The sequence below is a fragment of the Mycobacterium sp. genome (genome assembly GCF_036488105.1).
In the GTDB taxonomy this organism is placed as follows: Bacteria; Actinomycetota; Actinomycetes; order Mycobacteriales; family Mycobacteriaceae; genus Mycobacterium.
Genome location: NZ_DASXHW010000054.1, coordinates 1 through 2,002, shown reverse-complemented (window position 1 = coordinate 2,002; position 2,002 = coordinate 1). Strand labels below are relative to the sequence as shown.

The 2,002-nt window shown below is 64.4% G+C and carries 3 protein-coding genes; all 3 read left to right on the top strand.

Features of this window, described 5'->3' with window-relative positions; genetic code table 11:
• Positions 1-664 (top strand): alpha/beta fold hydrolase (locus tag VGH54_RS02810; RefSeq protein ID WP_331510414.1); only part of this gene is annotated, 664 nt, incomplete at its 5' end.
• Positions 661-1,458, top strand: coding sequence for an SDR family NAD(P)-dependent oxidoreductase (locus tag VGH54_RS02805; RefSeq protein WP_331510413.1), 798 nt, complete (start codon positions 661-663; stop codon positions 1,456-1,458). The genes VGH54_RS02810 and VGH54_RS02805, both read left to right, overlap by 4 nt.
• A gap of 77 nt (positions 1,459-1,535) precedes the next feature.
• Positions 1,536-2,002: enoyl-CoA hydratase/isomerase family protein (locus VGH54_RS02800; protein WP_331510412.1), on the top strand; the 467-nt coding region annotated here is incomplete at its 3' end.

Genomic DNA, 2,002 nt, shown 5'->3' with positions numbered 1-2,002 from the left:
CCAGCTGGGACCTAATGGCTGGTCGGCGCTAGTCGACGATCTGAATCTGGTGATCGCCCGAGCGAAATCAGACCATCCTCATGTGCCGGTTGTGATTGTTGCCCATAGCATGGGTTCGTTTGCGACTCAACAATTTCTGCTGGATCATGGCGCCGATGTCGCCGCGGTCGCATTGACCGGGACCACTGCGCTCGACCTTCTTGAGCCGGCGTTGGACCTTTCCAACGATCTGGACCTCTCTGCCTTCAATGCTCCGTTCCAGCCGGCCCGAACCGATTTCGACTGGCTTTCGCGCGACGAGTCCGTCGTCGACGCGTATCTCGCCGATCCGCTGTGCGGATTCGGTATCGACGCCGCGTCGGCGGAAGACATGTTTGTCGGTGCCCGAAGACTCGCCGACCCCGCCGAAGTGGCGCGCATGCCACGCGACCTGCCGATGTACGTGGCAGTGGGATCGAAGGACCCCGTCAACGGCGGTCTCACTCTGCTGTGGACGCTGGTAGACCGTTACCGCGCCGCGGGTCTGACTGATGTCACTGTCCGCGTCTACAACGACGGTCGTCATGAGATCCTCAACGAGATCAACCGGGCAGAGGTGATCGATGACCTTCTGCAGTGGCTACAGCGTGTATCGGAGCTTCCTATGGCGAGGACGAACGCATGACTGAGACCAGGGCGGATCTGCCGGCACCCAAAGACCTTGACGCATCAACGGCATTAATCGTTGGCGGCACGGCCGGCATCGGGCTGGCCTCGGCCCGGGCGCTCGCCGCGGCCGGCGTGTCTCGGATCGTGATCGCCGGTCGCAACGCCGAACGCGGCGAGCTGGCCGCGAAGTCGATCGGCGAACTCGGGGCTGCCGCACACTTTGTCGTCGGCGACGCAACGGATCCTGGTGCCGCTGCAGCTATTGCGGCAGAGGCAGACCGGATCCTGTCTGGTATCGACATCCTGATGTGCAGCACCGCGGCCGACGTGCGGCCTGAGCTGTTCATCAACATTCCCGGTGCCGACATCGGTCGGATGCTTACCCAACTGGCGCTGCCGTCGATGCATATGGCCAGCGCGGTGCTGCCGGGCATGCGCAATCGCCGAAGCGGTGTCGTCGTGAATGTTGCATCCGATGCGGCCAAGACTGCCACGCCAGGTGAAGCAATTATCGGCGCGGCAAAGGCGGCCATCGTCATGTTCACCCGAACGATTGCGATCGAGGAGAAGCGCTACGGCATCCGCGCCAACGCGCTCACGCCGTCCCTGGTTTACGGCACCGCCTCCACCGAGCGCATCATGGCTGACGGCTTCAGCGGCAAACTCTTCGCCCGAGCGGCACAGCAAGCCCAGCTCGGTGTGCCAACGGCCGACGACATCGCCGCTTTGACAGTGTTTCTGTGCAGCCCGGCGGCGGCGCGGTTGACCGGGCAGGCGATCAGCGTCAACGGCGGCATCTCCGCGGCGTAGACCTGCCGGGACACATTGTTTTGCTCGGTACGGCGCAGGTGCGCCCAACCCCTGCCTTGATCAAGGAGACCACACGCGTGACGGATGAATCCGACGACATTGTGAGCCGTGTCGAGGGCGGCGTCGGTTTTGTGACGCTGAACCGGCCCAAGGCGATCAACTCGCTGAATCAGGGCATGGTCTCTGGTTTGCGCGCGGTCTTGACGGCGTGGGAGCGCGACGATGCGATCAGCGCGGTGGTGCTGGCCGGGGCCGGCGAGCGTGGGCTGTGCGCCGGCGGGGATGTGGTGGCGATCTATCACAGCGCCCGCGCCGACGGCGTCGAGGCCCGCCGGTTCTGGCACGACGAATACCTGCTGAACGGTCAGATCGGTCGCTACCCGAAGAAATACGTGGCGCTGATGGACGGCATCGTGATGGGCGGCGGAGTCGGGGTCGGCGCGCACGCCAACACCCGGGTGGTGACCGAGACGTCGAAAGTGGCCATGCCCGAGGTCGGTATCGGCTTTATCCCCGACGTCGGTGGGGCGTACCTGCTGTCGCG

Coding starts and splice junctions, on each gene's coding strand:
- VGH54_RS02805 (WP_331510413.1), top strand. CDS start 661: ATGACTGAGACCAGGGCGGATCTGCCGGCACCCAAAGACCTTGACGCA.